The organism is Streptomyces poriferorum, assembly GCF_019399235.1.
Lineage (GTDB): Bacteria > Actinomycetota > Actinomycetes > Streptomycetales > Streptomycetaceae > Streptomyces > Streptomyces poriferorum.
Genome location: NZ_JAELVH010000046.1, coordinates 1 through 25,546 on the forward strand (window position 1 = coordinate 1; position 25,546 = coordinate 25,546).

Genomic DNA, 25,546 nt, shown 5'->3' on the forward strand with positions numbered 1-25,546 from the left:
TCGGGGGTGGTGCCCGCCGCACCCCTCTCCTCCGCCGTCCCCATGGAGAGCCCCGCGGCCGCCGACGCGCACCGCCGGGAGCTGGCCCGGCTCGCCTGGCCGGAGGCGGCGGGCACCACCCCCGAACAGCGCGAGGCGCTGGAGCTCGCGGTCCGACACCGCCTCGCCCCGCGCGCCGTCGCCGCCGTCCTCGGGCTGGAACCCGCGACGGCCCGGGAGCTCCTGGCCGCCGCCGCCTGCGAAGTGGAACGGACGAGGGCCGCCCTCGCGGTCGTCGAGAAGGGCAACTGCCCCGCGGTCGGCCGGCTCACCGGCGACCATCGTGTGCTGCTCTCCGCCACCCTGCGCCGTGAGCTCGTACGGCATGTGGACGACTGCCCGAGCTGTCGCCGTGCCGCCGAGCGGGCCGGCGCCCAGGGCCCCTGGCCGGGCGCCGCGGTCACGCCCGTGGCCGCGCTGGCGGTCGTCGAGGCGCCGCGGCCCTCCGCCTACGTGGCGATGATGTACGCGCAGAAACATCAGAAGAATCGGTCCGCCACTCCCCGGTTCGACCGGGCGGGCTACCCGATGGACCCGAAGGACCACGCCGCGCGCCGGGACCGGATGCGGTCCAGGGTCATGACGACGACGGTCGTCGCCACGGTCGTCGCCGCCCCCGTGATCGCCCTGTGGTCCGCCTACCGGGGCGCGCCGCTCACCGGCGAGGGGCGCGACGGTTCGGCGGTCACCGCGACCGAGGCGGACGACGACCGCGGGAGCGACGACCCGTACGGCCACTACGAGAACGCGGGCAACGCCCGCCCCGAGCCCGGTCCCGGCTTCACCGACGGCGCCCGCCTCCCGGACGTCTCCGCCGAGGTCATCAGCGTGGGCACGGACCCGGACGGGGACGGCGCGGGGGCCGCGGCGGGCCGCCTCACCGTCGAGGCCCGGTCCTCCGGCGGCACGACGACGATCACGCTCACCGCGTCGAAGGCCGGCCCGGTCGTCTGGTCGGCCGGCACGGGACAGTCCTGGCTGCGCCTGAGCAGCACCTCGGGGACGCTCGCGGCGGGCGACAGCATCACGGTCCGCGTCCTGGTGGACCACGCGCGCGAACCGGACGGGTACTGGACGGCACGGATCGCCGTCGCCCCCTCGGGGTCGGTCGTGGCGATACACGGGTACGGCGGGCCGGCGTCGACCACGGCACCGCGGCCGCCCCTGCCGAGCGGCCCGGTCCGCCCGCACCCGCCCGTTCCGCAGGAGCCGTCGCCGTCCTCACCGGACCCCGATCCGACGCCCACGCCGACACCCGACCCGACGGGCACCCCGACGCCGACGGACCCGGGCTCACCGAGCCCGTCCCCGGACCCGACGACGGAGTCCCCGTCCCCGTCGGACCCGGGAAAGGGCCCGAGCACCCCGCCGAGGGCGGACTGACGGGCCCGGGGACGCGGGGGCCCGAGCACCCCGCCGAGGGCGGACTGACGGGCCCGGGGAGCCCCGGGGGCTAAGCCGGGTCCGCCGGGTGGGGGGCCATCGGCAGCAGCGAGGAGAGCCGCTCCTCGCACAGCTCGACCAGCCGGTCGTACGCCGGCTTGCCCATCAGCTCCGTGAACTCCGGCCGGTACGACACGTAGACCGGCTCCCCGGCACCGTGCGCCGACGTCGCCGACGTGCACCACCAGTGCAGGTCGTGCCCGCCCGGTCCCCAGCCCCGGCGGTCGTACTCACCGATCGTCACCTGGAGGATGCGCGTGTCGTCGGGCCGGTCGATCCAGTCGTACGTACGCCGGACCGGCAGCTGCCAGCACACGTCCGGCTTGGTCTCCAGGGGCTCCTTGCCCTCCCGCAGCGCCAGGATGTGCAGGGAGCAGCCGGCTCCCGCGGCAAAGCCGGGACGGTTCTGGAAGATGCAGGACCCCTCCCAGCGCCGCGTCTGGCGCTCCCCGTCGTCATCGGTCTGGACCCAGCCCGACTCCGTGCCCACGTCGTGGAACTGCCACAGGTCCGGGGTGAGCCGGGCGACGTGACCGGCCACCCGCTTCTCGTCGTCCTCGTCCGAGAAGTGGGCGCCCAGGGTGCAGCACCCGTCGTCCGCGCGGCCGGCCTGGATGCCCTGGCAGCCGCTGCCGAAGATGCAGGTCCACCTGGACGTGAGCCAGGTCAGGTCACAGCGGAAGACCTGCTCGTCGTCGGCGGGGTCCGGGAACTCCACCCACGCCCGCGCGAAGTCGATTCCCGTCTCGTCGGACCCCTGGGGTCCGTCTGTCTGCGGCTGCTGCATCTCCTGCTTCGTCTTCTGCTTCTTCGTGAGTTTGCCCGGCTTCGCCTTTTTCGTCTTTGGCACGCGCCCAGAGTAAGACCGCGGGGCGCATGGGCGGAGACAGTGCGCCGGTCCACCCCCGCCCGAAGCCGCAGTAGCGTTCTGCATATGAGACTCGGAGTCCTCGACGTGGGGTCGAACACGGTTCATCTGCTGGTGGTCGACGCGCACCCCGGCGCCCGCCCGCTGCCCGCGCACTCGCACAAGGCGGAGCTGCGCCTGGCCGAGCTCCTCGAGGCGGACGGGGCGATCGGCCCGCTCGGCGTGGACCGGCTGGTGACGACGATCGCCGGTGCGCTCCAGGCCGCCGAGGACAAGGGCTGCGAGGACGTGCTGGCGTTCGCCACCTCCGCGGTGCGGGAGGCGAGCAACGCCGACAAGGTGCTCGCCCGGGTGCGCGACGAGACGGGTGTCGACCTCGCCGTCCTCAGCGGCACGGAGGAGGCCCGCCTCACCTTCCTCGCCGCGCGGCGCTGGTTCGGCTGGTCGGCGGGCAAGCTGCTGGTCCTGGACATCGGCGGCGGCTCGCTGGAGATCGCGTACGGCATCGACGAGGAGCCCGACGCGGCCGTGTCGCTGCCGCTGGGCGCCGGACGTCTCACGGCCGGCTGGCTGGCCGGCGATCCGCCGGACCCGGCGGAGGTGAAGGAACTGCGCCGCCACGTGCGGGCGCGGATCGCTCGCAGTGTCGGCGAGTTCACCCGCTTCGGCCGCCCCGACCATGTCGTGGCCACGTCCAAGACCTTCAAGCAGCTCGCGAGGATCGCGGGCGCCGCGCGTTCCACCGAAGGGCTGTACGTGCAGCGCACCCTCAGCCGCAAGGCCCTGGAGGAGTGGGTGCCGAAGCTGGCCGCGATGACGGTGGAGGAGCGCGGGAACCTGCCCGGCGTCTCCGAGGGACGGTCCGCCCAGCTGCTGGCGGGCGCGCTGGTCGCGGAGGGCGCCATGGACCTCCTGGGCGTCGAGGACCTGGAGATCTGCCCCTGGGCGCTGCGCGAAGGAGTGATCCTGCGCCGCCTGGACCACCTGACGTCGAGCGAGGACGTGGCCCTCAACTGAAGGGGCCGCCCCCGGGCGTGTCACCTCATGGCCCTTCTCACTTTCGGCCGGACGCCCTCGGCGCCGCGCACCGCTGCCCGTACGCTGTCTGCGTGGCAGAACCAGTGGTGCGCATCCCGGATGCGAAGGTCGCCCTGTCGACGGCCTCGGTCTATCCGGAGTCGACGGCGACGGCCTTCGAGATCGCCGCGCGCCTGGGATACGACGGCGTCGAGGTCATGGTCTGGACCGACCCCGTCAGCCAGGACATCGAGGCCCTGCGCCGGCTCTCGGACTACCACCAGGTGCCGATCCTGGCCGTTCACGCCCCCTGCCTGCTGATCACACAGCGGGTCTGGTCCACCGATCCCTGGGTCAAGCTCCAGCGGGCGCGCGCCGCGGCGGAGAAGCTCGGTGCGTCGACGGTCGTCGTCCACCCCCCGTTCCGCTGGCAACGCAATTACGCCCGTGACTTCGTCACGGGGATCTGGCGGATGGCGGACGAGACCGACGTCCGGTTCGCCGTCGAGAACATGTACCCGTGGCGCTACCGGGACCGCGAGATGCTCGCGTACGCCCCCGACTGGGACGTCACCAACGACGACTACCGCCACTTCACGGTCGACCTGTCGCACACCTCGACGGCGCGTACGGACGGCATGGCCATGGTCGACCGGATGGGCGACCGGCTGGCCCACGTCCACCTGACCGACGGCAAGGGCTCGGGCAAGGACGAGCACCTGGTGCCGGGCCGGGGAGACCAGCCCTGTGCCGAACTGCTGGAGCGGCTGGCCCGTACCGGCTTCGACGGCCATGTCGTCATCGAGGTCAACACGCGCCGCGCGATGTCCACCGCAGAACGCGAGGCCGACCTCGCCGAGGCGCTCGCCTTCACCCGGCTGCACCTCGCCTCCTCCGCGCAGGTGCCGCGCCCGTGACCCCGGGCGCCGAAGCCCCGGGCCCCAGGCGCCGCGGCCGTCCCGCCCGCACCACGGCGACGGAGGGTCCCGACGCGCGTACCCGGATCCTGGAGTCCGCCCGCACGGAGTTCGCCGAACGCGGCTACGACAAGACGTCGGTCCGCGGGATCGCGAAGGCGGCGGGCGTGGACGCCGCCCTGGTCCATCACTACTTCGGTACGAAGGACGAGGTCTTCGCCGCCGCGATCGAGCTCTCCTTCGAGCCCGCCCTGGTGGTCCCGGCGATCCTGGGCAGCGACAAGGACGGCCTGGGGGAGCGGCTGGCCCGCTTCTTCATCGCGGTCTGGGAGAACCCGGCGTCCAGGACCCCGCTGCTGGCGGTCCTGCGGTCGGCCCTGACCAACGAGGCGGCGGCGAACGTCCTGCGCGGCTTCGTCCTGAGCCGCCTGCTCGGACGGATCGCGGAACAGCTCGACGTACCCGACCCCACCTTCCGCGCCGAACTGGCGGCCTCGCACATGGTGGGCATCGCGATGCTGCGGTACGTGCTCAGGGCGGAGCCCCTGGCATCGGCGGACCCGGAAAAGATCATCGCGATGGTGGCCCCCACCCTGCAGCACTACCTGACGGACAACTCAAGCCCCAGCCCCTCCACCGATCCGGACGGCCCGGGCCATTCAAGCCCCTCCACCGATCCGGACGGCCCGGGCCATCCAAGCCCCTCCGGCGATTGAGGAGCGGGGCCCGGGGCGGAGCCCCGAAGCCCCCGCGCACCCGCACCGCGGCCCCGGAACGGGCTCCGCCCCCTCACCCCCCGTAGAACCGCTCATCCACCACCGCCCGCGCCCTGCGCGTAGTGCGCCGGTAGTCGTCCAGCATGTCCCCGACATGCCCGGGCTCGTACCCCAGATACCGCCCCACCGCGGTCAGCTCCCGCGGCCCGGACGGGAACGTGTCCGAGGGCCTCCCCCGCACCAGCATCACCGCGTTGCGGACCCGGGTCGCCAGGACCCACGCCTCGTCCAGCGTCTGCGCGTCCTCGCCGGAGATCAGCTCCGCCGCGCACGCCGCGGCCAGCGCCTCCCTCGTCCGGGTGGTCCGCAGCCCGGGCTCGGCCCAGCCGTGCTGCATCTGCATCAGCTGGACCGTCCACTCCACGTCGCTCAGCCCACCCCGGCCCAGCTTCGTGTGGAGGGTCGCGTCCGCACCACGCGGCATCCGCTCGGACTCCATCCGGGCCTTCAGCCGCCGGATCTCCCGGACCGCGTCCTCCCCGAGCCCCTCCACGGGGTACCTCAGCGGGTCGATGAGCTCGATGAAGTCGCGGCCCAGGTCGATGTCGCCCGCCATCGGCTGGGCGCGCAGCAGCGCCTGGCTCTCCCAGACCAGCGACCAGCGCCGGTAGTACGCCTCGTACGACTTCAGGGTCCGTACCAGCGGCCCGCTCTTGCCCTCGGGGCGCAGATCCGCGTCGATGAGCAGCGGCGGGTCGGCGGTGGGCAGCTGGAGCAGCCGGCGCATCTCGGCGACCACCCGGTTCGCGGCCCGGCTCGCCTCCTGCTCGTCGACGCCCTCGCGGGGCGCGTGGACGAACAGGACGTCCGCGTCGGAGCCGTACGAGAGCTCGTGGCCGCCGAAGCGGCCCATGCCGATCACCGCGAACCGGGTGGGCAGGGTGTCGCCCCACTCCGCGCGGACGGCGGCGCGCAGCGCCCCGGCGATCGTGACGGCGTTCAGATCGGTGACGGCGCTGCCGACCCGGTCCACGAGGGCCCCGGGGTCGGGCTCGGCGGGGCTCTCCTCGGTGCCGTAGGAGCCGATGAGGTCCGCGGCCGTCGTACGGAACAGCTCGCGCCGCCGCACCCCGCGCACGACCGCCACCGCCGACTCCGCGTCCTCCGAGCGCCCCACCGCGGCCAGCACCTCCTGTTCCAGGTGCTCCCTGCTGCGGGGCTTCAGCCCCTGCGGGTCGCCGAGGAGCGCCACGGCCTCGGGGGCGCGCAGCAGCAGGTCGGGGGCGAGGCGGCCGGCGGACAGGACCCGGGCGAGGTTCTCGGCCGCCGCGCCCTCGTCCCGCAGGAGGCGCAGGTACCACGGGGTCTTGCCGAGCGCGTCGGACACCTTGCGGAAGCCGAGGAGTCCGGCGTCCGGATCGGCGGAGTCGGCGAACCAGCCGAGCAGCACCGGCAGCAGCGTGCGCTGGATGGCGGCCTTGCGCGACACCCCGGAGGACAGCGCCTCCAGGTGCCGCAGGGCGTCCGTCGGGTCCTCGTAGCCGAGAGCGACGAGGCGGTGGGCGGCGGCCTTCGCGCTGAGCCGGGACTCGCCGGGGGCGAGCTGGGCGACGGCGTCGAGCAGCGGCCGGTAGAACAGCTTCTCGTGCAGCCGTCGCACCACGGAGGCGTGCCGCCTCCAGGCCTGGTTCAGCTCGGCGATGGGATCGGTGCGCATGCCGAGGGAGCGCCCGAGCCGCCGCAGGTCCGGCTCGTCGACCGGGACGAGATGGGTGCGTCGCAGCCGGTAGAGCTGGATGCGGTGCTCCATCGTGCGCAGGAACCGGTAGGCGTCGTCCAGCTGGGCGGCGTCCACCCGCCCCACGTATCCGCCCCGGGCGAGCGCGCCCAGGGCCTCCAGCGTGGATCCGCTGCGCAGGCTGGGGTCGTTGCGGCCGTGGACGAGCTGGAGCAGCTGGACGGCGAACTCGACGTCCCGCAGTCCGCCGGGACCGAGCTTGATCTCGCGGTCGACCCGGTCGGCGGGGATGGTGTCGATGACCCGTCGGCGCATCTTCTGCACGTCGGGGACGAAGTTCTCCCGGTCCGCGGCCTGCCAGACGAGCGGCGAGACGGCCTCGACGTACTCGGTGCCCAGCTCGGGGTCACCGGCCACCGGGCGGGCCTTGAGGAGCGCCTGGAACTCCCACGTCTTGGCCCAGCGCTGGTAGTAGGCGAGGTGCGAGCTGAGCGTGCGCACCAGGGGCCCGTTGCGGCCTTCGGGCCGGAGGTTGGCGTCGACGGGCCAGATGGTGCCCTCGGCGGTCTGGTCGGAGCAGATCCGCATCATGTGCGCGGCCAGCCGGGTGGCGGCCTGCATCGCCGCGCTCTCCTCGGCGCCGTCGGCGGGCTCCGCCACGAAGATGACGTCGACGTCGGAGACGTAGTTCAGCTCGTGGCCGCCGCACTTGCCCATCGCGATGACGGCGATCCTGCACTGCGCGGCGTCGGCGGGCGTGGCCGTACGGGCGATGGCGAGCGCGGCCCGGAGCGTCGCGGTGGCCAGGTCGGCCAGCTCGGCGGCGGCCTCGGCGACATCCGTCGTACCGCACACATCGCGTGCCGCTATCGACAGCAGGCACCGGCGGTAGGCGACGCGCAGCGAGTCCGGGTCGACGGCCCCGGCCAGCTCGCCTTCGAACTCGGGGACCCCGGGGTGCAGATCGGTCGCCTCGTACGTGACGAGGGCCTGCCAGTCGCGCGGGTGCCGTGCCAGGTGGTCACCGAGCGCCTCGGACGCCCCGAGCACCCCGAGGAGCCGGTCCCGCAGGGGCTTGGCGGTGACGAGGGTGTCCAGCAGGATCTGCCGCTCGTCGGCCTCCTCGGCCTCGACGAGCCGGACGACCCCGCGCAGCGCCAGATCCGGGTCGGCGGTGGCCCCGAGGGCGTCGAGGAGGACCGGGTCGGAGCGTACGGAGGAGAATTCCGGCAGGTCCAGCAGCTGCTCGGCGGCGGACGGATCGGTGAAACCGTGCCGCAGCAGTCGGGTGAACGTACTGCTCCTGCGCCCCGGCAACGTCGTCATCCGCGCTCTCCTGCTCGCCGCCCGATTCACCTTCCAGCTCTACGAGCCTAGTCCCGCACCGATGAATGTGGAGCGGGTGCGCAGTCCGTACTCAGAGATCAGGATCGCTTTCAGGACCCGACCAGGAGGACCGACCATGTCCGCATCCGAACCCGTCGCCGAGCTGGACCCCCGTTACAGCAGCCCCGGCGCGGTGCCCGGCCCCTGGGCCGGCGCCCGGCGGCTGCTGTCCGAGGCCGAGCTGTACTGGCTGAGCACGGTCCGCCCCGACGGCCGCCCGCACGTCACTCCGCTGATCGGTCTCTGGTGGGAGGGCGCGCTGCATTTCTGTACGGGCGCCGAGGAACGCAAGGCCCGCAACCTGGCGGCCAACGACGAGGTCGTCCTGACGACCGGGAGCAATTCCTGGTCGGATGGGCTCGACGTGGTGGTCGAGGGCCGGGCGGAGCGGGTGACCGACGACGGCAGGCTGGGCCGGCTGGCGGAGGCGTGGGAGGCGAAGTACGGCACGGACTGGCACTTCGACGTGGCGGACGGCGCGTTCGCCGGCGCGCAGGGCAACCGGGCCGAGGTCTTCGCGGTGTCCCCGCGGACGGTGTTCGGCTTCGGCAAGGGAGACCCGTTCACGCAGACCCGGTGGCGCTTCGTCTGAGGGGGCGACCCGAACGGGCCCGGTGTACGGGCCCGTTCGGGGTGCCGGCTCAGCCGGTCGGCAGTGTGCCGATGACGACGGTGGCGTACCACTCGTCGGAGCTGACCACACGCGGGACGAGCCCGCTGCCGGCGAGGACTTCCTCGGCCCGTGCCGCCTGGCGTTCGCTCGTCTCGACGAGCAGACTGCCGCCCGGGGCGAGCCACCGCGGTGCCTCGGCGGCCACCCGCCGCATCACGTCGAGGCCGTCGCCGCCTCCGTCGAGGGCGACGAGGGGTTCGTGGACGCGCGCCTCGACGGGCAGCAGGGCGACATCGCCCGTCGGTACGTACGGCACGTTGGCGAGAAGCACGTCGACGCGCCCGTGCAGGGAGCCGGGCAGGGGGGCGAAGAGGTCGCCCTCGTAGACCCGGCCCAGCTCGCCGACGTTGCGCCGGGCACAGCGGACGGCGGCGGGTTCGACGTCGGCGGCGTGCAGCTCGACCCTCTCCAGCGCGGCGGCGAGCGCGGCGCCGAGCGCACCCGAACCGCAGCAGAGGTCGACCACGACGGCCGGGTTCGGGGCCAGTTCGGCGGCCTGGCGGATCAGGAACTCGGTGCGGCGGCGGGGGACGAAGACACCGGGGTCCACGGCGATGCGCAGACCGCTGAACTCGGCCCAGCCGAGGACGTGTTCGAGAGGGTGCCCGGCGACGCGCCGTTCCACCATGGCCGTGAGTTCGGCGGGACCGGCCGCGGTGGCGGCGATCAGGTCCGCCTCGTCCTCGGCGAAGACGCAGCCGGCGGAGCGGAGGGTGGTGACGAGGGAGGAGAGGGCGAGCGGTGACAACGGGAGCGGCATGGAGCGGAGAGCCTTTCGGGAAAACGCCGATGGGTGCTCCGCGGCCGGTTACGTCCGGTCGACCACGCGATCGTGTGAGGCGAGCACCCAGCCTGATACAGCGGTAATGGGTCCCACCTCCTTCGCTACGTCCCCGTGCGGGGATGCGAAACACTACCTCAGCGCGGCCCCGCCCGCGTGCTCCGGCCACGGATAATGGCAGTCATGGAGCGCGCTGTGGGACTACGGGAACGCAAGAAGGAAGCCACCCGGCAGGCCGTGCACGAAGCGGCCTTGCGGCTGACCGTCGAGCACGGCTTCGACCAGCTCACGGTGGAGGCCGTGGCGGATGCCGCCGGGATCTCCCGCAGAACGTTCTCCAACTACTTCGCCGGCAAGGAGGACGCCCTGCTCCACGGCGAGGAGCAGCAGACCAGGGAGCTCGTCAGGGCCGCCCGCGAACGTCCCGCCGAGGAGGCTGCCTGGACGGCGCTACGGGCGGCCATGACGCAGTTCGCCGAGCGCGTCGCACCGCCGGAACGCGAATGGGCCGTCCGGACCCGTCTCGCCATGCGCCACCCGTCCCTCCTGGCCCGACAGCTCGCCAACCACGCGGCCCTGGAACGCGACTTGGCCGAGGCCGTGGCCGCCCGCCCGTCCCTCTCGCCGGAGCCGGTCCGCCCTCTGGTCCTCGCTGCGGCGTTCCTGTCCTCGCTGCGGATCGCGATGCGCCTGTGGATCGAGGAGGACCTGGCCCGGGAGCCGATCGAGGTGATCGACGAGATCCTGGACGAGATGGGCCGGGGCTTCGCCTGAGGCCCGCGGACGGGCATGCCCGGCGTGGGTACGGGCACATGCCCGCCCGCGGGCGTCAGGCCTCCGTCTCCGTCGGCACACAGAGCACCGGCACGGTCGACAGGTGGAGGAGCTTGTGCGGGGTGGAGCCGAGCAGCGCCCCGCGGATCGGGCTCTCGCCCCAGCTGCCCACCACGATGACCCGGGCCTCGTGACGTGCGGCGGCCTCGATCAGGGCCTGCGCCGGACTCCGGTCGATCACCTCGACGGTGGCCGGCACACCTGCCTCGTCGGCGGCCGCGAGCGCGCGTTCCAGGCCCGAACGGCCTGCCTGCCGGACGGCTTCGTAGTGAGCCCGGTACTCCTCGCCGGCCGGGCCGGGCGGCGCCGCCCCGTAGACCAGGACGAGCGGCTCACCGTAGGCGGACGCCACCTCGATCGCGATGCGCAGAGCGCGTGCCGCACCGGGAGACTCGTCGTAGCCGAGGACCACGGACATGTCAGGACTCCTTGCCGTCCACGAGGCGGGGGTCGACCACACCGCGGTGCTCGGCCCAGAAGAGGGGCGATCGGAAGCGCCACACCACCATGAGCACCACACCGATCAGGCTGATGCAGATACCGATGACGAGGGGCGGGCCGAGACCGAACCACGAGGTGCCGCTGTAGGAGTTCGCGGGGTCCGACATGTCGATGACGGACCGCACGAGCAGCCAGGTCAGCAGGCCGGCCCCGACCACCGGGCCGAGGCCGATGAGCAGGAAGCTCCGTACGCTCGCGGTCAGATGGTGGCGGTAGTACACCGCGCAGGCCACTCCGGTCAGGGCGTAGTAGAAGGCGATCAGCAGGGACAGCGCCGTCAGTGAGTCGAACAGGGCGTTCTCGCTGATCTGGTTGACGACGAGATACCAGGCGATGGCGATGGCGGCCACCCACCAGGTGCTCACGTCAGGTGTCCGGAACCGCGGGTTGATACGGGCGAAGTGCGCCGGCAGCGCGTGTCTGCGGGCCATCGACAGCGCGGTGCGGGAGGCGGGAATGATGGTGGTCTGGGTCGAGGCGAGCGCGGACGTCGCGACCGCGAGCAGCACGATCCAGTCCCAGCCGCCCATGACCTCGCGGGCGAGCAGGGCGAAGATGAACTCCTCCTCGTCCGCGTTCTCGGCCAGGTACGCCGTTCCGGCGAACGCGACGACCGCGAAGCCGACGGACAGGTACGTCACCAGCAGGATGACGGTCGACCACACACCCGCCTTGCCGGGGGCGGTCGCGGAGTCCTCGACCTCCTCGGTGAGGTTGACTGCGGACTCCCAGCCCCAGTAGATGAACACGCCCAGCAGCAGGCCGCTGGTGAGAGCCGCACCGCCCGCCCCGAACGGGTTGAGCCACTGGGCCGAGGGATGGATGGAGTCGAACGATGTCGTGCCCGCGTAGACGCGGTACAGCGCGACGATCACGAAGACGATGAGGAAGGCCACCTGCGCCAGGATCAGCACGTTCTGCACCTTGGCCGACAGCTCGGTACCGATGACGCACAGACCCGTCATCACCAGGATGAGGATCACGGTGAGCAGCTGGCGCACGAAGGTGTTGTCGGCCCAGCTGTCGAGTCCGACGGCCAGCAGGCCGAAGCTGACGGCGACGTCCGCGAGGGACCCCACGACGAGCACGCCGGTCATCGTGATGGCCCATCCCCCCAGCCACCCGGTCCACGGCCCCATCGCGCGGGTCACCCAGGAGAACGTCGTCCCGCAGTCCTGATCGACCTTGTTCAGGTAGTAGAACGCCGAGGCGATGAAGAGCATCGGCACGAAGGAGGCGAAGAGCACTCCGGGTGCGTAGATGCCGACGAGCGCGACGATCGGCCCGATGACGGCCGCCACGGAGTAGGCCGGGGAGGTGGCGTTCAGCCCGATGACGAGCGCGTCGACGAAACCGATCGCGTTGGCCTTCAGAGTCGCCGGCGGTGCTGGCTCGGCCAGTTCCTTTGCCATGTTCCCTCGCTACGTCACGGGCCCGCGGAGGAAGCAGAATGGGCCTTTTTCATGCTATTGAGACGATTCGGGTCCGTACATCCGCCACGCACGCGGGCAGGCGGATGTACGCACCACCGGTCGCACCGGTCACTGCTCGCGCATGCCCCACGGTGAGCCGTACTCGGTCAGCAGATCGAGGAACGGCCGCGGCGGCAGCGCCTCGGGCCCCAGCACTCCGCTGCCGCCCCACACGCCGCCCGCGAGGAGTTCCAGGGCGGCCACGGGATTGATCGCGGTCTGCCAGACGACGGCCTGGGAGCCGTACTCCCGCATCGACCACTGGTTGTCGACGACGTGGTAGAGGTACACCTCCCGCGGCCGGCCGTCCTTGACGCCCTTCACCCAGGTTCCCGCGCACGTCTTGCCGTGCATCCGCTCGCCGAGTCCGGCGGGGTCGGGCAGGCAGGCGGCGACCACGTCACGGGGCGAGACGGCGGCCTGCCCCAGGTCGCTCCGTACGGACACCGGTTCGGTCCGGTCGAGTCCGAGCAGGTGGAGGGTCCGGAGCACCCCGATGAACTCGTCACCGAGCCCGTACTTGAAAGTGACCTTCCGGGCCTTCAGCCACCGCGGGACCAGGAGCACTTCCTCGTGCTCCACGTTGACGCACTCCACGGGGCCGATCCCGTCGGGGAAGTCGAAGACCTCCGGCTCGCTGAAGGGGGCCGTGGTGTACCAGCCCCGCTCCTGCTCGTACACGACCGGCGGGTTCAGGCACTCCTCGATGGTCGTCCAGATGCTGAAGGACGGCGCGAAGTCATAGCCGTCCACCGTCAGGTTCGCTCCGTCACGGATCCCGATCTCCTCGATCTCGTCGAAGAGCTCGTCGGAGGCGTACCGGGCGAACACGTCGGACAGGCCGGGCTCCACACCCATGCCCACGAGCGCGAGACGCCCTGCGGCCTCCCAGTCCGCGGCCTGTTCGAACTGCGCGTCCCCGAGCTTGACCCCGCACTCCTCGTACGGACGGGACGGGTGCGGCCGGGACAGGGACATGGCCATGTCGAGGTAGTGGGCGCCGTGGGCGAGGGCCGACTCGAACAGTGGCAGCACGAAGCGGGGGTCCGTGGCGTTGAGCAGGACGTCGCAGCGGTGCCGGCCGAGCGTCTCCAGCACCGCTGGCCGGTCCGAGGCATCCAGCCTGACGGCACTGAACCGGTCACCCCGCTCCCCCAGGGCCGCGACGGCGCTCTCCGCCCGTCCGAGGTCGTAGTCGGCGACCGTCATGTGCTCGAAGAACGGCCGGCGGGCCGCGATCCGCGTGATCGCCGTGCCCACACCTCCCGCTCCGACCAGGAGGACACGCATGGGGACACCACTCCTTCTCCGTGACGCCGGGGCGTCACCGGCACAGCCTTCCGATCCGGTGGAGGGCGGACGCTAACAGCCGCAGGGCCCCGGGGCGCGCGACCGGCCGGGAGGTGTCCGGAACACCGCACCGCTGGAGCCGCTCAGCGCGGCTGCTCCCCGATCAGCGGGCAGTGGGTCCGCGTGTAGATGGTGGGCATGCAGCGGTTGCAGTGGATGCACTGCGAGCGGGTGGCGGCGTCGCGCCCGATGCGGTGCAACAGGTCGGGCTCACGCAGCAGGGCGCGGGCCATCGCGACGAACTCGAACCCCTCCGCCATGGCGCGGTCCATGCCCTCCCGGTCGGTGACCCCGCCGAGCAGGATGAGCGGCAGACCGAGCGCGGCACGGAACCGCTGCGCGGATTCGAGCAGGTACAGGGGGCGGTAGGGATACGTACGGAACACCCCGCGCCCCACCGCCCGGATCGCGAGTCGCTGCGGAAGCGGGAAGTTGGCCGCGAACTCGGCGACGGGGGCGCCGCCCCGGAACAGGTACATCGGGTTCAACAGGGAGCTGCCCGCCGTCAGTTCGAGGGCGTCGACACTGCCGTCCTCCTCCAGCCAGCCGGCGACCTGGAGACTGTCGTCCACGGTGAGTCCGCCGGGCGCCCCGTCCTTCATGTTCAGCTTGGCGGTGATGGCCAGCCGGTCGCCGATTGCGTCACGCACCGCCCGGGTGACTCCCAGCGCGACGGAGGCGCGGGCGCGCAGGGAGCCGCCGAAGGCGTCGGTGCGGCGGTTCAGCCGGGGGCTGAGAAAGGCGCTGGCCAGGTAGTTGTGGCCGAGATGGATCTCCACGGCGTCGAATCCGGCCTCGGCCGCGAGGAGGGCCGCCTCCGCGTGCGCCTTGATGACGCGGTCGATGTCCTCGGCGGTGGCCGCCTTGTTACGGCGCATGCTCAGCGCGTTGAACCCCGCCATCGGGGCGAGGGAGGGCAGCCCGTTGGACCGCCCGTCGGCCACCGGCCCGGCGTGGCCCAGCTGGGCGGAGACGGCCGCGCCGGTACCGTGCACCGCCTCGGTCAGCCGGCGCAGCCCCGGCAGCGCCTCGGGCCGCATCCACAGCTGGCGGCGCTCGGTGCGGCCTTCCGGCGCGACGGCGCAGTAGGCCACGGTGGTCATGGCGACGCCGCCCTCCGCGGGGCGCAGGTGGTAGTCGATGAGCTCCCGGGTGACCAGCGCGTCGGGCGTGGCGCCCTCGAAGGTGGCGGCCTTGATGACCCGGTTACGCAACCGGAGCGGCCCGAGCCGGGCGGGCGCCAGCACGTCCGGGACGCCGCGGGGCGCCTGTCCTGTCGGCTCGCCCGTTCCGGTTCCATCCGTCATGGCGCGGAGCATCGCAGGAATCTGACGAATAGTCAGCAGTCATGCCGCCGCAGATCACCCCTTGCTGTTCGCGCACCGGGAACCGGCGTTCCGGAGCCACTCGCCACCCGACGCCGCCGTCACCGTCGGACAACCCGCCTCCCCTGGCCGCACACCGGCAGGATCCGGCCACGCAAGCCCGGCCGCACCCACCTTGCCGACCGAAGGGCCGGAAAGAAGGAACAACTATGAATATAAAACTGCTATGTTTTTAGCATGAGCCGTCAAGACATCGCTCCTGGCGCGTCCGCCGCCATCGGGGCAGCCCTCTACAGCCTGGCCACCAGGGCCGCGAGACGCCTGCCCCGTGACATGAGCCTGACATCCGCCGCCACTCTGGCCACCCTGGACCGGACCGGCCCGCGGCGCATCACCGATCTGGCCGCGGTCGAGGGCGTCACCCAGCCCGCGATGACCGCCCTGGTCCGGGTGATGGAGGAGTCCGGCCTGGTCGAGCGACGGGGCGACGCGTCCGACAAGCGGGTCACGCTGGTGTGCCTGACCGAGGCCGGTGCCTCCTATGTCCGTACGCGGCGCCAGGCGGGCGTCCACGCGTTCGAGCCGTTGATCGGCGAGCTCACCGGCGACGAGGTCGAGGCGCTGGTGGCGGCCCTTCCGGCGCTGAAGCATCTGGCAGAGCTCGAGAACCAGGACCGCGACGGGCCGAAGCAGCGACCGGGCAGCCGGTCGGCGGGGCCGCGGTGAAGGCGTTCCCGGTGGCTCGTTCCGAGGCGCGGCTGGTCCCCGCCCTCATATTCATCGCTCTGGTCGTGGCGGCGGTCGCCAGCCTCGGCACGCCGCTCATCACCAGCGTGGCGACCTCGTTCCACGTCTCCCTGGGCAGCGCGCAGTGGACGCTGACCATCGCGCTGCTCAGCGGCGCCGTCGCCACGCCGGTCCTGGGCCGGCTCGGAGCCGGCCCGCACCGGCGGGCCACGATCCTCGCCACGCTGGCGGTCGTCGTCGCCGGCAGCGCGCTCACCGTGCTGCCGCTGCCGTTCGCGTGGCTGCTGGCCGGCCGGGCGGCCCAGGGCGTCGGGCTCGGGCTGACGGCGCTGATGATGGGCGTGGCCCGGGACCACCTCCCCGAGGAGCGCAGCGCGTCCGTGATCGCCCTGATCTCGGTGGTCTCGGTCATCGGGGCCGGCGTCGGCTACCCGTTGGCCGCACTGCTCGCCGAGCTCGGCGGGGTGAGAGCCGCCTACGGCCTCGGCCTGGCCGTCACCGCCGCCGCCCTCCTGACCGCGTGGCGCTGCATGCCCGAAGCCCCCGAAGGCCGCTCCGCCCACGTGGACGTGGCGGGCGCGGTCGTCCTGGCCGCTGCGCTGCTCCTGGTGCTGTGCCTCGCCGGCGAACGGAATCTGTGGAGCCGGCACCTCCCCGTCGCGGCGTGCCTCGCCGTCGTCGCGGTGGTGCTGCTCCGCGTCTGGACCGTCATCGAGCTGCGCAGCACGACGCCCCTGATCGATGTGCGGGCGGTGCGGCACCCGGCGGTCGCCGGGGCGAACCTCGCCATGTTCGTCGGCGGCATCGGCATGTACCTCCTGCTCACCCTCGTCACCAGGTACGCGCAGACGCCGCACGGCGCCGGCTACGGCTTCGGGCTGACGACCTTCGTCGCCGGGCTGGTCCTCGTCCCGTTCTCGGTGCTGGGGTTCGTCGCCGGCAAGCTCACGCCGCGGGTCCGGACGCGGATCGCCGGCCCCCTGCTCCTGGCCGGCAGCGCCGTCGTGGTCGGCGGCGGGTTCGTCCTGTTCGCGGCGGCCCGGTCGAACCTGGCCGAACTGTTCGTGGCGATGGGCGTGCTCGGCTTCGGCGTGGGCGGCTTCTCGGCCGCGATGCCCGGCGTCATCCTGGCCGTCACGCCCAAGAGCGAGACGTCGAGCGCCATGAGCTTCAACTACGTGGTCCGCAGCGTCGGTTACTCCCTGGGCAGCGCCATCGGCGGCCTGGTCCTCGCCGCGGGCACCGGCCCCGGCCACCTCTTCCCCGACGACAGCGCCTACACCACCGCGGCGCTGGCCGGCATCGGCGCCATGGCGATCGCGACGCTGACAAGCCTCACTCTCGCCCGCCGGCGCCCGTCCGCGACCAACACGTAATTCAGATGCACTCGTCCCCACACCGGAGGTTTCATGCCCAAGGGCTACTGGGTCAGCGTCTACCGCACCATTTCGGACCCCGAGAAGCTGGCTGCTTACAACAAGCTGGCCGGTCCCGCCGTCCGCCTCGGGGGCGGTCGGATCCTCGTCCGTGGCGGCCGGGTCGTGGCGCATGACGCCGGAATCGCCGAGCGGACCGTCCTGATCGAGTTCGACAGCTTCGAGCAGGCCGTCGCGGCGCGTGAGAGTGCGGCCTACCAGGAGGCGCTGGCCGCCCTCTCCGACGGCGTCGAGCGCGACTTCCGCATCGTCGAAGGCATCGACTGACCGGGGTCCGGCCGGACCGCAGCCTTCAGCTCGACCGGGCCGGCATATAGGTAACTCCGCCCCCGAGCACTCACATCAGCCAACCTGGAGCACCTCCGACACACGCCCCGGAACAGCTTCGGGCCGACGGTACGAAACCGTCGGCCCGAAGCCACGTACAACCGCCTCAACGGCGCCGGCCTGCGATTACAGCACCGGCAGGAGCGCCTTCAGCTCGAAGGCCGTGACCTCGCTGCGGTACTCCTCCCACTCCTGCTTCTTGTTGCGGAGGAAGAAGTCGAAGACGTGCTCGCCGAGCGTCTCGGCGACCAGTTCGCTCTTCTCCATCAGCGCGATCGCCTCGCCCAGGTTCTGCGGCAGCGGCTCGATGCCCATCGCGCGGCGCTCGGCGTCGGACAGGGCCCAGACGTCGTCGTCGGCGCCGGCCGGGAGCTCGTAGCCCTCCTCGATGCCCTTCAGGCCCGCGGCCAGGAGCACCGCGTACGTCAGGTAGGGGTTGGCGCCGGAGTCGATGGAGCGGACCTCGACGCGGGCCGAGCCGGTCTTGCCGGGCTTGTACATCGGGACGCGGATCAGCGCGGAGCGGTTGTTGTGGCCCCAGCAGATGTACGAGGGGGCCTCGCCGCCGGCGCCCGCGGCGCGGGAGGAGCCGCCCCAGATGCGCTTGTAGGAGTTGACCCACTGGTTGGTGACGGCGGAGATCTCCGCGGCGTGCTTGAGCAGACCGGCGATGAAGGAGCGGCCGACCTTGGAGAGCTGGTACTCGGCGCCGGACTCGTAGAACGCGTTGCGGTCGCCCTCGAAGAGGGAGAGGTGGGTGTGCATGCCCGAGCCGGGGTACTCCGAGAACGGCTTCGGCATGAAGGTGGCCTGCACGCCCTGCTCCAGCGCGACCTGCTTCATGACCAGGCGGAAGGTCATGATGTTGTCGGCCGTGGAGAGCGCGTCCGCGTACCGCAGGTCGATCTCCTGCTGGCCGGGGGCGCCCTCGTGGTGGCTGAACTCGACCGAGATACCCATGGATTCGAGCATGGTGATCGCCTGGCGGCGGAAGTCCATGCCGACGTTCTGCGGGGTGTGGTCGAAGTAGCCGGAGCTGTCCGCGGGGGTGGGACGGGTGCCGTCGACCGGCTTGTTCTTCAGCAGAAAGAACTCGATCTCCGGGTGGGTGTAGAAGGTGAATCCCAGGTCGGAGGTCTTGGCCAGGATGCGCTTGAGCACGTAGCGCGGGTCGGCGAAGGAGGGCGAGCCGTCGGGCATCAGGATGTCGCAGAACATCCGGGCCGTGCCGGGGGCCTCCGCGCGCCAGGGCAGGATCTGGAACGTGCCCGGGTCCGGCTTGGCGATCATGTCCGACTCGTACACCCGGGCGAAGCCCTCGATGGCGGAGCCGTCGAAGCCGATTCCCTCGTCAAACGCCTGTTCCAGCTCGGCGGGGGCCACGGCCACGGACTTGAGGTAACCGAGCACGTCGGTGAACCACAGCCGTACGAACCGGATGTCGCGCTCCTCAAGCGTCCTGAGGACGAATTCCTGCTGCTTGTCCATAGCCACATCCTTGCAGTTCAGACGGTCCGTGCACCACCGCCCGGGGTAAGGGGGAGAGTCCAGTATCACGACCCCGGATTTCACCCAGATTACGCACCCGACGTGAGATGGAGCACTCGGCCACCCACTACGATCGTCGGCCATGGTGCGTACGGGGTGCGGCGGCCTCGCAACTGCCCCGCGCGCACCGGTTCCCCGACCCGTTCCGTCATCTCATCGCCCCTTCGCAGAAGGACCCACGACATGAGCTTCGACCGCAGGACCCGCATAGAGCAGATGCGCAAGGCCGACCGTGCGCGTGACCGCCGCACCCGTGTGCTGGTCATAAGCCTCAGCGCCGTCGTCGTCGCAGGTCTCGTCAGCTTCGGCGCCTACACACTCATCGACCGGTCAGAGGCCTCGGCCGACCAGAAGGCCGCCGACGCCAAGAACGCCGAGCAGTCCGAGGCGGAGAAGAAGGAACTGGCCGACGGGCCGATCCAGGGCGAGAAGACGTGGGATGCGAAGAAACTCACCCGCAACCACGTCACCGAGACCGTCTCGTACCCGATGAAGCCGCCGGTCGGCGGTGACCACAGCCCCGTCTGGATGAACTGCGACGGCGACGTATACAAAAAGGCGATTCCCGACATGAACGCCGTGCACGCGCTGGAGCACGGGTCGGTGTGGGTGACGTACACGGACAAGGCCTCGGCCGCGGACGTGGACAAGCTGGCCGACCGGGTCGCGAAGACGCCGTACTCGCTGATGAGCCCGTACACGGACCAGGCCGGCAGCATCATGCTGAGCGCCTGGGGCAAGCAGGTCACGGTGGACAGTGCCGATGACCGCAGGGTGGCGCAGTTCTTCGCCAAGTACGTGCAGGGCCCGCAGACGCCCGAGCCCGGCGCCGCGTGCACCGGCGGACAGGCGGCTCCGTGACAGAGGTGACAGAGGTGACAGAGGTCACGGAGCTCACGGAGGAGGCGGAGGCGGAGGATTCCGCGGGCGGTGTCCGGCGCATCCGGTGGGCCGCGGGTTCCGCCGTCGTGCTCGCGCTCCTGTTCGCGGGGGCCGCGACCGTCGCATCCGCGCGGGGCGACGGGGACGGGCAGCAGCACGCGGCCACCCCCGCCGTGCAGGTCCCCGCGTCCGGCTCCGCGGACGCCGGGTTCGCCCGCGACATGGCGGTCCACCATCAGCAGGCCGTGGAGATGTCCTTCATCGTGCGCGACCGCACGGACGACGAGGACGTACGCCGTCTCGCGTACGACATCGCCAACACGCAGGCCAACCAGCGGGGCATGCTGCTCGGCTGGCTGGACCTGTGGGAGCTGCCGAAGGCCGCCGCCGGGCAGGAACCCATGGCCTGGATGGCCGCCGGGCAGCACGCGGGCCACGACATGGCCGGGATGCCGGGCATGGGCGGCGGTTACGAGGCCCATGACGGGTCCCTCATGCCCGGCATGGCGACCCGCACCGAGCTCGGACAGCTCCGCCGGGCCAGTGGCAGGCAGGCCGAGATCCTGTACCTCCAGCTGATGACCGACCACCACAGAGGCGGTGTCGACATGGCCCGCGGCTGTGCGGACCTGTGCACCGTGAAGGCCGAGAAGCGACTGGCCCGGGGCATGGTCGAGGGCCAGCGGTCCGAGCTGGAGGCCATGGCCGGGATGCTGAAGGAACGGGGCGCCGCGCCCCGGCCGGACAAGGTGCACTGAGCGCCCTCCGCGGCGTGCACCCGAACGGGTGACAGCGGTCGCGTGCCCCGGGCGGGCCCCTCACCATGGGTTCGCTCGGGGTCGCACGCGAGTGCCCATCGGCACGCAGGAGGAAACCCCATGACCACCGCCAAGGACATCATGCACACCGGCGCCACCTGGATCCCGGCGCACGAGACCCTCGACCGCGCCGCCCAGCTGATGCGTGACCACAACGTCGGCGCGCTGCCCATCTCGGAGAACGGCGAGCAGGACCGGATGGTCGGCATCCTCACGGACCGCGACATCGTGGTCGCCTGTGTGGCGATGGGCCGGGATCCGTCGAAGACGACCGCCGGCGACCTCGCCCAGGGCACGCCGCGCTGGATCGACGCGGAGGCCGAGGTCGAGGCGGTGCTGGAGGAGATGCAGACCCACCGGATCCGCCGGCTGCCGGTCGTCGAGAACAAGATGCTCGTGGGCATGATCAGCGAGGCAGATCTGGCCCAGCACCTCTCCGACGACCAGATCGCCGGCTGGGCGGAGAAGGTCTACTCCCGCAACTGACCGGCACGCCGCACGACCGGACGCCGCACGCGGACAGCGGGCGCCGCACGCGGACAGCGGGCGCCGCACGCGGACAGCGGGCGCCACACGACCGGACGGCGGCGCGCGGTCCGGCAGGGGCGACGGGCTGCCCCCGCCGGACAGCCCGTCGCCCCCGGCGGCCTACCAGCGCCCCGCCGGGCGGACCGCCGCCCGCCGCGCGGGGGCGGCGGTCCGCCGCGTTTCGTATACCCGGCGGGGGTAGGGTGGCCGGCATGTCCGGATCGGGGAGTGCGACGTGCGGGCGGCTGCTGCTGTTCGCGGCGCTGCTCTTCGGGATCTTCACCATGCACACGGTCGGGCACCCGGCGGAGCACAGCGGCACCGGGCCTGCGACGGCGACCGCCTCGCATGTGATGACCGGACCGGTCATGACGCCCGGACCCGTGGTGGCCGTGCGGCACGACACCCCGCCGCCGATGCCCGGCATGGACCCCCTGTCGGTCTGCGTCGCGGTGCTGGGTACCTGGGGTATCGCCCTGCTCACCCTGTGGCCGGCGGTGCGGCGGTGCGTCTCCCCGCGGCCGGGCCCGGGCCGCGGCCGGTCGCCGCGGATGCCCCGGCCTCCTCCCCCGCCCCGGCCGCGCAAGGCCGTCCTCACCGGACTGTCGGTGCTTCGGATATAGGCGCCCCGCGCCCTTCCGTCCTCCAGCACACCGACCAGATCCTTGAGGTGCATTCAGTCATGCCCGCTCAGCACACCCGACGCGCCGTGCTCGGTGCTTCGATCGCCCTTGCCGGTACGGGAGTTCTCACCGCCTGCGCCGGCCGCGACGTCACCGCGGACCACTCCGCCATGAACCACCCCGCCCCCTCCGGCACCACCGTCCCGGAGGGCTACGTCTCCCCCGACGGCCCGGAGGTCGCCGCGGCCGAGCAGCGGCGCGGCGCGGGCCCCGAGCGCGAGGTCACCCTGACCGCGACCCCGTCCCGGCTCGACCTCGGCGGCGGTCACACCGTCAGCTCGTGGGCGTACGGGGACCGGCTCCCCGGGAAGGAGATCCGGGTCACCGCGGGCGACACGCTCGCCCTCACCCTCGCCAACCACCTGCCGCAGCCCACCTCGATGCACTGGCACGGGCTCGCCCTGCGCAACGACATGGACGGGGTGCCCGGGCTGACCCAGCGGGCCGTCGAGGCGGGGGCGGACTTCACCTACCGGTTCACGGTGCCGGACCCCGGCACGTACTGGTTCCACCCGCACTCGGGCGTCCAGCTGGACCGCGGGCTCTACGCGCCGCTGATCGTGGACGACCCGAAGGAGCCCCTCGGTTACGACAAGGAGTGGATCGTCGTCCTGGACGACTGGGTCGACGGCGTGGACGGCTCCACGCCCGACGCCGTGCTCCAGGAACTCACCGGGGGCAACGGGCACAGCGGGCACGCCATGCAGTCGACGGCTTCGCCCGCGAGCGGCGGGCCCTCGCGGATGCTGATGGGCGCCACCAGTGAGCTGCTGGGCGGCGACGCCGGTGACGTGGCCTATCCGTACTACCTGGTCAACGGCCGTGTGCCCGAGGACCCGTCCGCCTTCACCGCGCGGCCGGGCGACCGGATCCGGCTGCGGATCATCAACGCGGGGGGCGACACCGCCTTCCGCGTCGCGCTCGGCGGCCACCGGATGACGGTGACGCACACCGATGGTTTCCCGGTCCGGCACACCACGACCGATGCGCTGCTGATCGGGATGGGCGAGCGGTACGACGTGCTGGTCACCGCCGGGGACGGGGTGTTCCCGCTGACCGCGCTGGCCGAGGGCAAGAAGGCCTCGGCGATGGCTGTGCTGCGGACCGGAAGCGGTGCGGCGCCCGGCGCGTCCGTGCGGCCGAAGGAACTGGACGGCGAGCTGGTGACGGCCGACCGGCTGTCCCCGGACGCCTCCGTGGCCCTGGCCGCGCGCGAACCCGACCGGACGGTGCGGATGCGGCTGACGGGTTCCATGGAGGCGTACGACTGGGCCTTCGACAGGAAGCCGTACACCGCCGACCAGCGTCATCCGGTGAAGGCCGGCGAGCGGGTCAGGATGGAGTTCCACAACCCGACCGCGATGTGGCACCCGATCCATCTGCACGGGCACACCTTCGCGCTGAGCGGGGGCGCGGCCGGGGCCCGTAAGGACACCGCGATCGTGCTGCCCCGGCAGACGCTGACAGTCGACTTCGACGCGGACAACCCGGGCCTGTGGATGCTCCACTGCCACAATCTGTACCACGCGGAGGCGGGCATGATGACGGTCCTCGGCTACCGCCTCTGACCGGACTCCTGGCGGTCCGGGGAGGGTGCCGGAGATCTTGGCCGGCGCCCTCCCGGCAGCTTTCCGCCCGGCCCGCCAGGACATCGCGTCAGTCAGACGATTACACTGGGCGGCGTGCCTCAACTACGCCTCGCACTGAATCAGATCGACTCGACCGTCGGCGACCTCGCCGGCAACACCGAGTCGATCCTCCACTGGACCCGGCACTCCGCCGAACAGGGCGCCCACCTGGTGGCGTTCCCCGAGATGGTGCTGACCGGATACCCCGTCGAGGACCTGGCCCTGCGGTCGTCCTTCGTCGAGGCGTCGCGGGAGGCGCTGCGTGCGCTCGCCGCGCGCCTGGACGCGGAGGGCTTCGGAGAACTCCCGGTCGTCGTCGGCTACCTCGACCGATCCGAGTCCGCCGCGCCGCGCTACGGCCAGCCCGCCGGATCGCCGCGGAACGCCGCCGCGGTGCTGCACCGCGGACGGATCGCGCTGAACTTCGCCAAGCACCACCTGCCCAACTACGGCGTCTTCGACGAGTTCCGGTACTTCGTGCCGGGCGACTCGATGCCTGTCGTACGGGTGCACGGCATCGATGTGGCGCTCGCGATCTGCGAGGACCTCTGGCAGGACGGCGGCCGGGTGCCGGCCGCGCGTGCCGCCGGGGCCGGGCTGCTGCTGTCGATCAACGCCTCGCCGTACGAGCGGGACAAGGACGACACCCGGCTGGAACTGGTCCGCAAGCGGGCCCAGGAGGCCGGCTGCACGACCGCGTACCTCGCGATGATCGGCGGTCAGGACGAGCTGGTCTTCGACGGGGACTCGATCGTCGTCGACAAGCAGGGCGAGGTCATCGCGCGTGCGCCGCAGTTCGCCGAGGGCAGCGTGATCCTGGACCTCGATCTGCCGGCCGCCCCGCCCGAGGCGCCGTCCGGTGTGGTGAACGACGGGCTGCGGATCGACCACGTGGTCCTCTCCGAGAAGCCGCTGCCGGCGTACGAGGCGGAGCTCGCCGGAGGATACGCGGAGCGGCTCGACGACGACGAGGAGCTGTACTCGGCGCTCGTCGTGGGTCTGCGGGCGTACGCGGCGAAGAACGGCTTCAGCAGCGTGCTGGTCGGGCTCTCCGGCGGGATCGACTCGGCGCTGGTCGCCGCGATCGCCTGCGACGCGCTGGGCGCGCAGCACGTGTACGGCATCTCGATGCCGTCGAAGTACTCCTCGGACCACTCCAAGGGCGACGCGGCCGAGCTGGCGCGGCGTACCGGGCTGAACTTCCGGACCGTACCGATCGAGCCGATGTTCGACGCGTACATGGGGTCGCTGGGGCTCACCGGCCTCGCCGAGGAGAACCTGCAGTCGCGGCTGCGCGGCACGATGCTGATGGCCGTGTCCAACCAGGAGGGCCAGATCGTCCTGGCTCCGGGCAACAAGTCGGAGCTGGCGGTCGGTTACTCGACGCTGTACGGGGACTCCGTCGGCGCGTACGGGCCCATCAAGGACGTCTACAAGACGTCGGTCTTCCGGCTGGCGAAGTGGCGCAACCGGGCAGCGGAGGAGCGCGGGCAGACGCCGCCGATCCCGGAGGCCTCCATCACCAAGCCGCCCAGCGCGGAGCTGCGGCCGGGTCAGGTCGACACGGACTCGCTGCCCGACTACGACGTGCTGGACCGGATCCTGGAGATGTACGTCGACCGGGACCAGGGGCTCGACGCGATCGTCGCGGCCGGGTTCGACGCGGAACTGGTGGCGAAGACGCTGCGGATGGTGGACACGGCGGAGTACAAGCGGCGGCAGTACCCGCCGGGCACGAAGATCTCGCCCAAGGGGTTCGGCAAGGACCGGCGGCTGCCGATCACGAACCGGTGGCGCGAGTCCGGCTGATGCCGGGGGTGGCGTGGTGACTGCGGGCCCGTCCGGCCGGGGTTTCGTCCTCGGTCGCCGGACGGGCCCGTCCCTTCCGG

At 72.0% G+C, this 25,546-nt stretch carries 23 protein-coding genes; 15 read left to right on the top strand and 8 right to left on the bottom strand.

Going from position 1 to position 25,546, the window contains the following annotated elements; all coding sequences use genetic code 11:
* Positions 1–1,422: hypothetical protein (locus JGS39_RS11070; protein ID WP_219568665.1), on the top strand; the 1,422-nt coding region annotated here is incomplete at its 5' end.
* A gap of 70 nt (positions 1,423–1,492) precedes the next feature.
* On the opposite strand, the gene JGS39_RS11075 is transcribed toward JGS39_RS11070, so the two are convergent.
* Positions 1,493–2,332: a DUF3109 family protein gene (locus JGS39_RS11075; RefSeq protein ID WP_219568666.1), complete on the bottom strand. Its 840-nt coding sequence runs from the start codon at positions 2,330–2,332 to the stop codon at positions 1,493–1,495.
* A gap of 84 nt (positions 2,333–2,416) precedes the next feature.
* Here JGS39_RS11075 and JGS39_RS11080 point away from each other — a divergent pair, with 84 nt between their 5' ends.
* From JGS39_RS11080 to JGS39_RS11090, 3 genes are all read left to right on the top strand, one after another.
* Positions 2,417–3,367 (top strand): Ppx/GppA family phosphatase, encoded by a 951-nt coding sequence (locus tag JGS39_RS11080; protein WP_219568667.1) that lies wholly within the window; start codon positions 2,417–2,419, stop codon positions 3,365–3,367.
* Between the two features lie 107 nt (positions 3,368–3,474).
* Complete coding sequence (locus JGS39_RS11085; protein ID WP_219568691.1) at positions 3,475–4,284, top strand: sugar phosphate isomerase/epimerase family protein; 810 nt, start codon at positions 3,475–3,477, stop codon at positions 4,282–4,284.
* Entirely contained in the window at positions 4,281–5,000 is a 720-nt protein-coding gene (locus JGS39_RS11090) for a TetR/AcrR family transcriptional regulator (protein WP_219568668.1), read from the top strand. The genes JGS39_RS11085 and JGS39_RS11090 overlap by 4 nt, the downstream gene beginning before the upstream one ends.
* Before the next feature lie 73 nt (positions 5,001–5,073).
* Here the strand turns inward: JGS39_RS11090 and JGS39_RS11095 are convergent, their stop codons facing one another.
* Positions 5,074–8,064 carry a bifunctional [glutamine synthetase] adenylyltransferase/[glutamine synthetase]-adenylyl-L-tyrosine phosphorylase gene (locus JGS39_RS11095; protein ID WP_219568669.1) on the bottom strand — a complete coding sequence of 997 codons (2,991 nt, stop codon included), beginning with the start codon at positions 8,062–8,064 and terminating at the stop codon, positions 5,074–5,076.
* Between the two features lie 136 nt (positions 8,065–8,200).
* Here JGS39_RS11095 and JGS39_RS11100 point away from each other — a divergent pair, with 136 nt between their 5' ends.
* Positions 8,201–8,716, top strand: a complete 516-nt coding sequence (locus JGS39_RS11100) for a pyridoxamine 5'-phosphate oxidase family protein (protein WP_219568670.1) — start codon at positions 8,201–8,203, stop codon at positions 8,714–8,716.
* Positions 8,717–8,765: 49 nt separating this feature from the next.
* Here the strand turns inward: JGS39_RS11100 and JGS39_RS11105 are convergent, their stop codons facing one another.
* Positions 8,766–9,557 carry a putative protein N(5)-glutamine methyltransferase gene (locus JGS39_RS11105; RefSeq protein WP_219568671.1) on the bottom strand — a complete coding sequence of 264 codons (792 nt, stop codon included), beginning with the start codon at positions 9,555–9,557 and terminating at the stop codon, positions 8,766–8,768.
* A gap of 204 nt (positions 9,558–9,761) precedes the next feature.
* Here JGS39_RS11105 and JGS39_RS11110 point away from each other — a divergent pair, with 204 nt between their 5' ends.
* Positions 9,762–10,352 carry an acyl-CoA-like ligand-binding transcription factor gene (locus JGS39_RS11110; RefSeq protein ID WP_219568672.1) on the top strand — a complete coding sequence of 197 codons (591 nt, stop codon included), beginning with the start codon at positions 9,762–9,764 and terminating at the stop codon, positions 10,350–10,352.
* 55 nt (positions 10,353–10,407) lie between these two features.
* Here the strand turns inward: JGS39_RS11110 and JGS39_RS11115 are convergent, their stop codons facing one another.
* From JGS39_RS11115 to JGS39_RS11130, 4 genes are all read right to left on the bottom strand, one after another.
* On the bottom strand, positions 10,408–10,830 hold the full coding sequence (locus JGS39_RS11115) for a universal stress protein (protein ID WP_219568673.1): 423 nt from the start codon (positions 10,828–10,830) through the stop codon (positions 10,408–10,410).
* Between the two features lies 1 nt (position 10,831).
* Positions 10,832–12,325 carry an APC family permease gene (locus JGS39_RS11120; protein WP_219568674.1) on the bottom strand — a complete coding sequence of 498 codons (1,494 nt, stop codon included), beginning with the start codon at positions 12,323–12,325 and terminating at the stop codon, positions 10,832–10,834.
* 129 nt (positions 12,326–12,454) lie between these two features.
* Positions 12,455–13,675 carry a saccharopine dehydrogenase family protein gene (locus JGS39_RS11125; protein ID WP_219568675.1) on the bottom strand — a complete coding sequence of 407 codons (1,221 nt, stop codon included), beginning with the start codon at positions 13,673–13,675 and terminating at the stop codon, positions 12,455–12,457.
* A 143-nt stretch (positions 13,676–13,818) separates the two neighbouring features.
* On the bottom strand, positions 13,819–15,042 hold the full coding sequence (locus JGS39_RS11130) for an NADH:flavin oxidoreductase (RefSeq protein WP_219568676.1): 1,224 nt from the start codon (positions 15,040–15,042) through the stop codon (positions 13,819–13,821).
* A gap of 351 nt (positions 15,043–15,393) precedes the next feature.
* On the opposite strand from JGS39_RS11130, the gene JGS39_RS11135 reads away from it, so the two are divergent.
* The 3 genes from JGS39_RS11135 to JGS39_RS11145 are packed head-to-tail and all read left to right on the top strand — an operon-like array spanning position 15,394 to position 17,510.
* A complete protein-coding gene (locus JGS39_RS11135; protein ID WP_219568692.1) occupies positions 15,394–15,786 on the top strand; it encodes a MarR family winged helix-turn-helix transcriptional regulator in 393 nt (130 codons plus the stop codon).
* Between the two features lie 11 nt (positions 15,787–15,797).
* Entirely contained in the window at positions 15,798–17,183 is a 1,386-nt protein-coding gene (locus tag JGS39_RS11140) for an MFS transporter (protein WP_308120332.1), read from the top strand.
* 33 nt (positions 17,184–17,216) lie between these two features.
* Positions 17,217–17,510: a DUF1330 domain-containing protein gene (locus JGS39_RS11145; protein WP_219568678.1), complete on the top strand. Its 294-nt coding sequence runs from the start codon at positions 17,217–17,219 to the stop codon at positions 17,508–17,510.
* Positions 17,511–17,696: 186 nt separating this feature from the next.
* On the opposite strand, the gene glnA2 is transcribed toward JGS39_RS11145, so the two are convergent.
* Positions 17,697–19,058, bottom strand: a complete 1,362-nt coding sequence (gene glnA2 / locus JGS39_RS11150) for a gamma-glutamylpolyamine synthetase GlnA2 (protein ID WP_136324925.1) — start codon at positions 19,056–19,058, stop codon at positions 17,697–17,699.
* Positions 19,059–19,301: 243 nt separating this feature from the next.
* Between glnA2 and JGS39_RS11155 the strand changes: the two genes are divergently transcribed.
* From JGS39_RS11155 to JGS39_RS11180, 6 genes are all read left to right on the top strand, one after another.
* Complete coding sequence (locus tag JGS39_RS11155) at positions 19,302–19,979, top strand: thioredoxin-like domain-containing protein (RefSeq protein WP_236063190.1); 678 nt, start codon at positions 19,302–19,304, stop codon at positions 19,977–19,979.
* A gap of 14 nt (positions 19,980–19,993) precedes the next feature.
* Positions 19,994–20,758: a DUF305 domain-containing protein gene (locus tag JGS39_RS11160; RefSeq protein ID WP_306072212.1), complete on the top strand. Its 765-nt coding sequence runs from the start codon at positions 19,994–19,996 to the stop codon at positions 20,756–20,758.
* A gap of 120 nt (positions 20,759–20,878) precedes the next feature.
* A complete protein-coding gene (locus JGS39_RS11165) occupies positions 20,879–21,304 on the top strand; it encodes a CBS domain-containing protein (protein WP_219568679.1) in 426 nt (141 codons plus the stop codon).
* Between the two features lie 254 nt (positions 21,305–21,558).
* Positions 21,559–21,969 carry a DUF6153 family protein gene (locus JGS39_RS11170; RefSeq protein ID WP_219568680.1) on the top strand — a complete coding sequence of 137 codons (411 nt, stop codon included), beginning with the start codon at positions 21,559–21,561 and terminating at the stop codon, positions 21,967–21,969.
* Positions 21,970–22,028: 59 nt separating this feature from the next.
* A complete protein-coding gene (locus JGS39_RS11175) occupies positions 22,029–23,597 on the top strand; it encodes a multicopper oxidase family protein (RefSeq protein ID WP_219568681.1) in 1,569 nt (522 codons plus the stop codon).
* Between the two features lie 114 nt (positions 23,598–23,711).
* Positions 23,712–25,466, top strand: a complete 1,755-nt coding sequence (locus JGS39_RS11180) for an NAD+ synthase (RefSeq protein ID WP_219568682.1) — start codon at positions 23,712–23,714, stop codon at positions 25,464–25,466.
* Positions 25,467–25,546 lie beyond the last annotated feature (80 nt).

Bases quoted from the DNA above. Each gene is read 5' to 3' on its own strand.
- JGS39_RS11080 (WP_219568667.1), top strand. From the start codon at position 2,417: ATGAGACTCGGAGTCCTCGACGTGGGGTCGAACACGGTTCATCTGCTG.
- JGS39_RS11095 (WP_219568669.1), bottom strand. From the start codon at position 8,064: ATGACGACGTTGCCGGGGCGCAGGAGCAGTACGTTCACCCGACTGCTG.
- JGS39_RS11100 (WP_219568670.1), top strand. From the start codon at position 8,201: ATGTCCGCATCCGAACCCGTCGCCGAGCTGGACCCCCGTTACAGCAGC.
- JGS39_RS11105 (WP_219568671.1), bottom strand. From the start codon at position 9,557: ATGCCGCTCCCGTTGTCACCGCTCGCCCTCTCCTCCCTCGTCACCACC.
- JGS39_RS11110 (WP_219568672.1), top strand. From the start codon at position 9,762: ATGGAGCGCGCTGTGGGACTACGGGAACGCAAGAAGGAAGCCACCCGG.
- JGS39_RS11115 (WP_219568673.1), bottom strand. From the start codon at position 10,830: ATGTCCGTGGTCCTCGGCTACGACGAGTCTCCCGGTGCGGCACGCGCT.
- JGS39_RS11120 (WP_219568674.1), bottom strand. From the start codon at position 12,325: ATGGCAAAGGAACTGGCCGAGCCAGCACCGCCGGCGACTCTGAAGGCC.
- JGS39_RS11125 (WP_219568675.1), bottom strand. From the start codon at position 13,675: ATGCGTGTCCTCCTGGTCGGAGCGGGAGGTGTGGGCACGGCGATCACG.
- JGS39_RS11130 (WP_219568676.1), bottom strand. From the start codon at position 15,042: ATGACGGATGGAACCGGAACGGGCGAGCCGACAGGACAGGCGCCCCGC.
- JGS39_RS11135 (WP_219568692.1), top strand. From the start codon at position 15,394: ATGAGCCTGACATCCGCCGCCACTCTGGCCACCCTGGACCGGACCGGC.
- JGS39_RS11145 (WP_219568678.1), top strand. From the start codon at position 17,217: ATGCCCAAGGGCTACTGGGTCAGCGTCTACCGCACCATTTCGGACCCC.
- glnA2 (WP_136324925.1), bottom strand. From the start codon at position 19,058: ATGGACAAGCAGCAGGAATTCGTCCTCAGGACGCTTGAGGAGCGCGAC.
- JGS39_RS11155 (WP_236063190.1), top strand. From the start codon at position 19,302: ATGAGCTTCGACCGCAGGACCCGCATAGAGCAGATGCGCAAGGCCGAC.
- JGS39_RS11165 (WP_219568679.1), top strand. From the start codon at position 20,879: ATGACCACCGCCAAGGACATCATGCACACCGGCGCCACCTGGATCCCG.
- JGS39_RS11170 (WP_219568680.1), top strand. From the start codon at position 21,559: ATGTCCGGATCGGGGAGTGCGACGTGCGGGCGGCTGCTGCTGTTCGCG.
- JGS39_RS11175 (WP_219568681.1), top strand. From the start codon at position 22,029: ATGCCCGCTCAGCACACCCGACGCGCCGTGCTCGGTGCTTCGATCGCC.